General features: G+C 33.3%; 10 protein-coding genes. 3 read left to right on the top strand and 7 right to left on the bottom strand.

What is annotated here, in order from left to right; genetic code table 11:
- Positions 1-2: 2 nt before the first annotated feature.
- The 7 genes from rplI to rplM are packed head-to-tail and all read right to left on the bottom strand — an operon-like array spanning position 3 to position 3,860.
- A complete protein-coding gene (gene rplI / locus PKK00_08635) occupies positions 3-452 on the bottom strand; it encodes a 50S ribosomal protein L9 (protein HNW98459.1) in 450 nt (149 codons plus the stop codon).
- An 18-nt stretch (positions 453-470) separates the two neighbouring features.
- The gene (gene rpsR / locus PKK00_08640; GenBank protein HNW98460.1) at positions 471-740 is read right to left on the bottom strand and encodes a 30S ribosomal protein S18; all 270 of its coding nucleotides are present in this window, start codon (positions 738-740) and stop codon (positions 471-473) included.
- 28 nt (positions 741-768) lie between these two features.
- Complete coding sequence (rpsF, locus tag PKK00_08645) at positions 769-1,137, bottom strand: 30S ribosomal protein S6 (GenBank protein ID HNW98461.1); 369 nt, start codon at positions 1,135-1,137, stop codon at positions 769-771.
- A gap of 41 nt (positions 1,138-1,178) precedes the next feature.
- On the bottom strand, positions 1,179-2,015 hold the full coding sequence (tsf, locus tag PKK00_08650) for a translation elongation factor Ts (GenBank protein ID HNW98462.1): 837 nt from the start codon (positions 2,013-2,015) through the stop codon (positions 1,179-1,181).
- An 18-nt stretch (positions 2,016-2,033) separates the two neighbouring features.
- A complete protein-coding gene (rpsB, locus tag PKK00_08655; GenBank protein ID HNW98463.1) occupies positions 2,034-2,990 on the bottom strand; it encodes a 30S ribosomal protein S2 in 957 nt (318 codons plus the stop codon).
- A 24-nt stretch (positions 2,991-3,014) separates the two neighbouring features.
- Positions 3,015-3,401: a 30S ribosomal protein S9 gene (gene rpsI, locus PKK00_08660; protein ID HNW98464.1), complete on the bottom strand. Its 387-nt coding sequence runs from the start codon at positions 3,399-3,401 to the stop codon at positions 3,015-3,017.
- Positions 3,402-3,404: 3 nt separating this feature from the next.
- A complete protein-coding gene (rplM, locus tag PKK00_08665; protein ID HNW98465.1) occupies positions 3,405-3,860 on the bottom strand; it encodes a 50S ribosomal protein L13 in 456 nt (151 codons plus the stop codon).
- 307 nt (positions 3,861-4,167) lie between these two features.
- Between rplM and der the strand changes: the two genes are divergently transcribed.
- The 3 genes from der (at position 4,168) to PKK00_08680 (ending at position 7,938) form a co-directional block, all read left to right on the top strand.
- Entirely contained in the window at positions 4,168-5,472 is a 1,305-nt protein-coding gene (gene der, locus PKK00_08670) for a ribosome biogenesis GTPase Der (GenBank protein ID HNW98466.1), read from the top strand.
- Positions 5,469-5,855 (top strand): RNA-binding S4 domain-containing protein, encoded by a 387-nt coding sequence (locus PKK00_08675; GenBank protein HNW98467.1) that lies wholly within the window; start codon positions 5,469-5,471, stop codon positions 5,853-5,855. The genes der and PKK00_08675 overlap by 4 nt, the downstream gene beginning before the upstream one ends.
- Before the next feature lie 175 nt (positions 5,856-6,030).
- Positions 6,031-7,938 carry a T9SS type A sorting domain-containing protein gene (locus PKK00_08680; protein ID HNW98468.1) on the top strand — a complete coding sequence of 636 codons (1,908 nt, stop codon included), beginning with the start codon at positions 6,031-6,033 and terminating at the stop codon, positions 7,936-7,938.
- Positions 7,939-8,047: the final 109 nt, after the last annotated feature.

Genomic DNA, 8,047 nt, shown 5'->3' on the forward strand with positions numbered 1-8,047 from the left:
AATTACTCAGCAACCACTTCAAATTTCACATCAAGTTTAACTTCCTTATGAAGAATAACTTTAGCTGAATAAGTTCCAAGTTCTTTTATTGATTCACCGTCAACATGAATTTTTTTACGGTCAATTTCAACATTAAATTGTTTTTGTATTGCTTCAGCAATTTGAAGAGCATTAACAGCACCAAAAATTTTACCTGATGTACCTGCTTTAGCACCAATTTTAAGAGTAATGCTTCCGAGGGTTTCAGCAACTTTCTGAGCTTCTTTTTTAATTTTTTCTTCTTTAAAAGCTCTCTGCTTCATGTTTTCGGCAAGTATCTTCCGGTTAGTTTCAGTAGCTACTGTAGCCATATTTTTAGGAATAAGGAAATTGCGAGCATATCCTTCTTTAACCTTAACCACATCGTTTTTATATCCGAGGTTATGTATATCTTGTTTTAAAATAACTTCCATTTTCTTTTCCTCCTGATTTTATTTTAACATATCACCAACGAATGGTAATAGTGCAATGTGTCTAGCTCTTTTAACTGCCTGAGCAATTTTTCTTTGGTATTTATCAGATGTTCCTGTAATACGTTTAGGTAATATTTTTCCCTGATCGTTAATAAATTTCAGAAGAAAATCAGCATCTTTATAATCAATGTATCTAATACCGCTTCTTTTGAAACGACAATATTTTTTCTTTTTGATATCAACATTAATGGGTGTTAAATATCTTATTTCTGAACCTTGTTGTGCCATTTTAATAATTTTTTAAATGATTACCTGGTTACGCTTCTGCTCTTTCTTTAGAAGGCTTAGCTTTTTCTTTTTCGTTAGTACGTTTTTTTTCGTTATATGCTATTGCATATTTGTCGAGTTTTACCGTTAAAAAACGAAGTATGCGTTCATCGCGTTTATAGTTAATCTCGAGATCTCTCACAGTATTACCTTCTGCTTTGAACTCAATCAGGTAATAAAACCCAGTTGATTTTTTCTGGATAGGATATGCCATTTTACGCAATCCCCAGTTGTGCTGGTAGACTATCTCAGCACCTTTTTCTGCAAGCAATTTCTGAAACTTGCTTACCGTTTCCTTCATCTGGTCTTCAGATAAAACGGGAGTCATTATGAAAACGGTTTCGTATTGATTTGCCATTTTAATAAAATTATTATTTGTTTTTTATTGATTGATTTTAATTATGCTCCTAACATTAAACGAGCAAATGCCGTTACTTTAAGATCTTTATCAATTTCCGTAATATATTGTCCTACGGTTTTTTTATTATCTCTTACGAATTCCTGATTTAATAAAGTACTTTCCTTAAAGAATTTATTTAATTTACCCTGGGCAATTTTTTCAAGCATCTCTTCAGGTTTTCCTTCTTGTCTTGCTTGTTCTTTTCCAATTTCAATTTCTTTATCAATCATTTCCTGGGTAACATCGCTTTTATCAATAGCAACAGGACTCATAGCTGCTATCTGCATTGCAATTTCTTTTCCAACCATGTCAAGTCCTTCAACACTGTCTTTATTAAAACCTACGATTGTTCCCAAGCGGTTTCCCGGGTGATTATATGCGTATGTTCTTGCAGCTTCGATAACCTGATAACGGGCTACTTCCATTTTTTCACCAACTTTACCTATTAAATCGGTAAGGTTTTCTTGAACTGAACGTCCATTCAAATTTGCAGCTTTCAATTCATCGATATTCCCTGGAGTATTATTAATTGCATATTCAGCAACATCAGTAGTTAGTTTCATGAAATCCTGACTTTTAGCAACAAAATCTGTTTCACAACTAATCATTACAATAATAGCTTTTTTAGAATCAGCAGAGGTTTTAGCTAATACCATGCCTTCATTTGCAGCTCTGTCGGCACGGCTGCTTGCCACTTTTTGTCCTTTTTTTCTTAGGTAATCAATGGCTGCATCAAAATCGCCATTTGCTTCAACTAAAGCTTTTTTGCAGTCCATCATTCCCGCACCAGTCATTTGACGTAATTTATTTACATCGGCTGCAGTAATATTTGCCATTGTACAGTTTATTTAAAATTATTTAATAGGTTTCTTTCCAATACCGGGCTTTTTAACACTTAATTGTGGTTTGGGTCCGCGTGGAATGAATTTTTTATCTTTTCTTTCAATAGGTTCAGTATCTACAGTATCTTTAGCTTTCAACACTTGTTTAGCAGCAGCTTTTTTGGTTTTCTTCACTTCTTCTTCATCTTCCTGTGCTTCAAGTTCAACTATTGTTTTTGATTTTAATTCTGCAGCTTCAAATGCTTCTTCTCTTTCATCTTCAATTTGTTTGTCTTTATCAAATTTTCTTTCAGCTAGACCTTCTTCGATAGCTTCAACCATTGCATTAACTACCAGTGAAATTGATTTTGCAGCATCATCATTTGCAGGAATTGGGAAATCAACTTCATTTGGGTTTGAGTTGGTATCAACAATTGCAAAAGTTGGAATGCTGAGTTTTTTGGCTTCAGCAACAGCAATATGTTCCTTAGAAATATCAACTATAAATAAAGCAGCAGGAAGTCTTGTAAGATCGGCAATACTGCCAAGGTTTTTTTCCAGTTTAGCTCTTTCGCGGGTAATCTGAAGTCTTTCTTTTTTCGACATATTGTCAGAAGTACCATCGGTGAACATTTTGTCGATACCCGACATTTTTTTCACTGCTTTACGAATAGTAGCAAAATTTGTAAGCATACCTCCAGGCCACCTTTCAGTAACAAAAGGCATGTTAACACGTTTTACGTGCTCGGCAACAATATCTTTAGCCTGTTTTTTTGTTGCTACAAAAAGGATTTTCTTTCCAGATTTTGCTATTTGTTTAATAGCAGTACCAGCTTCATCAATTTTTGCAGCTGTTTTATTTAGATCGATAATATGAATCCCGTTTTTTTCCATAAAAATATAAGGAGCCATATTAGGATTCCACTTTCTTCTCAGATGACCAAAATGAACACCTGCGTCTAACAATTCATTATAACTAACTTTTGTCATGTGATATTTATTTCCTGTAAAATATTAACGTTTGCTAAATTGAAATCTTTTGCGGGCTTTTTTCTGACCGGGTTTTTTACGTTCCACCATCCTGGGATCTCTTCTCATCAAACCTTTTGCTTTCAAAGGAGGTCTTGATTCAGGATTGATTTTGCATAAAGCTCTTGCAATAGCAAGTTTTAAAGCTTCAGCCTGACCGGTAACACCACCGCCGTTTACATTTGCAATAATATTATATTTTCCTATTGCTTCAACCGTTTCGAGAGGATGATTCACTACATATTGTAATGTAGGTGTAGGGAAATATACTTTATAATCTTTATTATTAACTGTAATACTTCCGTTTCCGTCCTTTATAAAAACACTGGCTATAGCATTTTTTCTTCTACCAGTTGCATTGATAACTTCCATATATTATTTGATTGTTTTAATATTAATAGCTTTAGGTTGCTGTGCAGCATGAGGATGTTCTGTTCCTGTATAAACATAAAGATTTTTATAAATCTGGGCACCAAGCCTGTTTTTGGGGAGCATTCCTTTTACTGCTTTTTCAATAACTGCTTCCGGTTTCTTAGCCAGAAGTTCTTTAGGAGTTGCAAATCTTTGTCCACCCGGGTAACCAGTATGACGAACATATTCTTTATCGGTCATCTTATTACCAGTAAGTCTTATCTTCTCAGCATTGATAATAATTACATTATCACCACAATCAACATGAGGTGTAAATTCAGTTTTTAATTTTCCTCTAAGTAACCGTGCAACAACAGATGCAAGCCTTCCAAGAATTTCATTTTCTGCATCAACTAACAGCCATTCTTTATTGACAGTATCTTTATTTGCAGATTTTGTTTTATACGTTAATGTATCCATTACTAAATGTTATTATTTCAAAAAAATAAAAAATCCCCTTATAAAACGGGAGTGCAAAGGTAAAACTAATTTTTTATTTAACAAATTTGTTAACAATATTTTGAAATTAATTTTCATATTGCTATAAACCCTTGATAAAAAACAGCTTTAAGCAGCTGCAAAAATATAAAAAGCTTTTGAATATGCTAATTTTTAGTAATCAATGTTTTAATATGAATGTTTTTTAACAAAATTTTTCCAAAAAAATTTCCTTTTACAGTGTTAAATTAAAAACCATTAACTTTGCATGCTTTCTAAATTAAGAATCATGGGCAATATAATAGCTATAGTTGGTCGCCCGAATGTAGGTAAATCAACATTATTCAACAGGTTAATAGGTCAGCGTCAGGCTATAGTTGATTCTTTCAGCGGTGTTACACGCGACCGGCATTATGGTCGCACTGATTGGAACGGATTCGAATTCTCAGTAATTGACACCGGGGGTTATGTTAATGATTCTGATGATGTTTTTGAACTTGAAATAAAAAAACAGGTAGAACTGGCCATTGAAGAAGCTTCTGTTATCGTTTTTGTTGTTGATTTCAAGGAAGGGCTTACTGATATGGATAAAGATGTAGCATCTATCCTACGTCATAGCGAGAAGAAAAAATATCTTGTTGTAAATAAAGTAGATTCCATAAACAAACACCATGAGGCAGCTGAATTTTACCAGCTCGGACTGGGTGAGTTATATTGTATTTCTGCAATTAATGGCTCAGGAACAGGTGAATTGCTTGATGAAATTGTAAAAGAATTTGAAATAAATAAAGAAGAAGAAGTTCCCGAATTACCTAAATTTACAATAGCAGGAAGACCGAATGTAGGCAAATCTTCATTAATAAACGCTTTGCTTGGAGAAGAAAGACATATTGTAACACCCGTTGCCGGAACAACACGTGATTCGATTTATACCCGTTATAACAAATTCGGGCTTGATTTTGTTTTAGTTGATACAGCCGGGTTAAGAAAAAAAGCAAAAGTTCATGAAGATCTTGAATTTTATTCTGTTTTACGTTCTGTTCGTGCCATTGAAAATTGTGATGTATGCATTTTAATGATTGATGCTACACTGGGTTTTGAAGCACAGGATATGAATATCCTGCACCTGGCTGAAAAGAATAGAAAAGGTATTGTTATTTGTGTGAACAAATGGGATTTGATGGAAAAAGAAACAAATACTTCAAAATCTTTTGAAGAGAAAATAAAAAATGAGATTGCTCCATTTACTGACATTCCAATAATTTTTATTTCTGCATTAAAAAAACAACGTATTTTCAAAGCACTCGAAATAGCAAATAAAGTTTACGAAAACCGCAATAAAAAAATACCTACATCAAAATTAAACGAAACTTTTTTACCAATTATTGAAAGAAACCCTCCGCCTGCTGTAAAAGGTAAATTTGTAAAAATAAAATTCATAACCCAGTTGCCCACTCATGCACCTTCATTTGCTTTTTTCTGTAACCTTCCACAATATATCCGTGATTCTTATAAACGTTTCCTGGAGAACAAACTACGCGAACTATTTGATTTCTCAGGTGTACCTATTCAAATATTTTTCAGGAAAAAATGATGACAGTAACAAGTGTCAGGATTGATAAATGGCTCTGGGCTGTTCGTATTTTTAAAACCCGCAGTCTTGCAGCTGATGCCTGTAAAGGAGGGAAAGTTGAAATTAGTGAAGCAACTGTTAAAGCTTCACGTGAAGTGAAAATCGGTGAAATTATTTATGTAAGAATTGGTCAATTAAATAAAAAAATAAAAGTCATCGGCTTGACAGAAAATCGGGTATCAGCAAAGCTGGCCGTTCAATTTGTTGAAGACCTTACTCCCCCTGAAGAGTATAAAAAAATTGAAATGATACATAAATCTAATTTCATTACACGCGACAAAGGAAGCGGACGTCCCACTAAAAAAGACAGACGCGAAATGGACTCCCTTTTATCAGAATGGTAATCTCCCCTATTTTATTGATATTTTAATTACTTTCATGTTTATTGTCATCGACTGATTGTAAATATTTGTATTATAATAATTGGTATTAGCACTAAACAATAGTATCTCTATTGACTTTTCATGAAAAATTTCTTATATTGGAGATAAGAAAGCAATATTATAATGAACGATTTTAATGAAACCCAATTTTTACACATTATCCTTCAAAATAACCATACTGCTTTATTCTTTTTTCTATTTTTTAAATATCATTATTGTAAAAGCTGAAGGGACAAAAGAATTCCGACCAGATTCATCCTATTATGGAAACATGCAAATCAATGACATGGGGCGTCCATTTGCATTAGAATCAAATAGCGATTTAATGCACCGTTTATATTTTCACATTAAAGATTACACCACTGAAAAAGTATATATTGGTTTTAAACATGTATTATCAGGTTCTGAAACTGCAACGTATAGAATTATGGATCCCAATGGGAATGTAGCTAAAACCAGGAAAACTATTCCCGCATCAGGAACTGGTTACATAAAATATTATTCCCAGGCTGTAGCCGGACCAATAATTTCAGGAACACCCGTTAAAGGTTATACACCAATTGTATTCACACCCACTATGAATGGGGATTATTACATTGAATTTACTACAAGTTACGAAGGCACAACTACAGCATATCATTTTGATTTATTTGATTTAACAGTAGCAACATCTACAACAAACAGGATAAAAGGCAGAATGTGGTCATATTGTTGGGATCTAAATACCAGAAGTTACTCGAACAGGTATTGGGGTAAATTTTACAGTTACTCCGAAGATATGTATGTTTCGGAGTTTAGTATGAATGGGATTCAACCCTTTGGTTTTACTATTTCTTGTAATAATTCCGGAACTTCTGTTACAGGCGATGCAAATGAAAACAGAAAATCCGTTGCCGGAAATTCAACAAGACCGCAATATAAAATTTTCCTTAACGATCCTGATATAAATTGTTATCCTTCCGGTGATATACCTATCATGATGGAAAACCTGGCGCTTGTTGATACACCTTTTGTTGGTGAACCTGCTTTATTTACTTTAAAGATGAGTGAATCCGGAACAATTGAAATGGTTATTGAGTTGAACGGAACCCCCGGATACCAGCCTAACTCAAGAGATGTAGTAATTGTAAAAGCGGTAACTGGTGGTACTATTGATACTGTTTCATGGGATGGAAAAGATGGTGAAGGTATTACTGTTGAATCCGATGAAGTTGTTGTTTCTTCAGCTGCATTTTACTCTGGTGTTACTAATTTCCCCCTTTATGATCCGGAAACAAACGATAAAGGGTATATCGTAAACCGGATCCGCCCTGTTTCCGGCTCTTGTAAAATTTACTGGGATGATTCTAACTTCACTGATGGAACAACTAATATAGAAGGTGAGTATGGACCGGCACATACTTGGCCATATTTATTTGGAGATGTAAGAACCATGAATACATGGTGGGATGGATTCAGAATAGATACTTTAGCTAAATTCAGCTGGAGATTTAAAAATGATCCTATGCCTGTTGAATTTATTGATATCAATGCTGTTAAAGATGATGAACACATTGATTTAAATTGGGCTACTGCTTCCGAAACAAATAATGATTATTTCACTATTGAAAGAGCATCTGATGGAATAAATTTTTTACCTCTTTCAATAATTAAAGGTTCTGGGAATAGCAATTCATTAATCAATTACAGTTATGCTGATAATAATCCAATTGAAGGGGTAAACTATTACAGAATTAAACAAACTGATTTTGACGGGAAGTACGAATATTCTATAATTATATATATAGAATATTCTATTGACGCTCCTTTTATAACTGTTTTACCAAGTTACATTAAAAAAAGTGATAATATAAATATTGTATTTAATAATGAAGAAAATAATATTTATACCGTAACAATATACTCCACTACCAACCAAAAGATTTACGAATATACCATAAGCGAATCCACATCAATACCTGCATTTTCATATAATGAAGGGATATATTTTATAACCATTATTTCGGGAGATAAAAACACTTTTGAAAAAATTGTGATTTATTAAATGCTTCTTTTTACTAAGTTTGCTTTCCAATATTTTTTTATGAAGACATCGTATTAACCTGAGTTCGGGATAAGAGTTATGAACAGTAAATGTTTATAAATAGTTGAAT

The sequence above is a fragment of the Bacteroidales bacterium genome (genome assembly GCA_035353855.1).
GTDB lineage: Bacteria > Bacteroidota > Bacteroidia > Bacteroidales > CG2-30-32-10 > DAOQAK01.

What these genes read in the sequence shown, in the direction of transcription:
- rplI (HNW98459.1), bottom strand. Translation starts at nt 452, where the DNA reads ATGGAAGTTATTTTAAAACAAGATATACATAACCTCGGATATAAAAAC.
- rpsR (HNW98460.1), bottom strand. Translation starts at nt 740, where the DNA reads ATGGCACAACAAGGTTCAGAAATAAGATATTTAACACCCATTAATGTT.
- rpsF (HNW98461.1), bottom strand. Translation starts at nt 1,137, where the DNA reads ATGGCAAATCAATACGAAACCGTTTTCATAATGACTCCCGTTTTATCT.
- tsf (HNW98462.1), bottom strand. Translation starts at nt 2,015, where the DNA reads ATGGCAAATATTACTGCAGCCGATGTAAATAAATTACGTCAAATGACT.
- rpsB (HNW98463.1), bottom strand. Translation starts at nt 2,990, where the DNA reads ATGACAAAAGTTAGTTATAATGAATTGTTAGACGCAGGTGTTCATTTT.
- rpsI (HNW98464.1), bottom strand. Translation starts at nt 3,401, where the DNA reads ATGGAAGTTATCAATGCAACTGGTAGAAGAAAAAATGCTATAGCCAGT.
- rplM (HNW98465.1), bottom strand. Translation starts at nt 3,860, where the DNA reads ATGGATACATTAACGTATAAAACAAAATCTGCAAATAAAGATACTGTC.
- der (HNW98466.1), top strand. Translation starts at nt 4,168, where the DNA reads ATGGGCAATATAATAGCTATAGTTGGTCGCCCGAATGTAGGTAAATCA.
- PKK00_08675 (HNW98467.1), top strand. Translation starts at nt 5,469, where the DNA reads ATGATGACAGTAACAAGTGTCAGGATTGATAAATGGCTCTGGGCTGTT.
- PKK00_08680 (HNW98468.1), top strand. Translation starts at nt 6,031, where the DNA reads ATGAAACCCAATTTTTACACATTATCCTTCAAAATAACCATACTGCTT.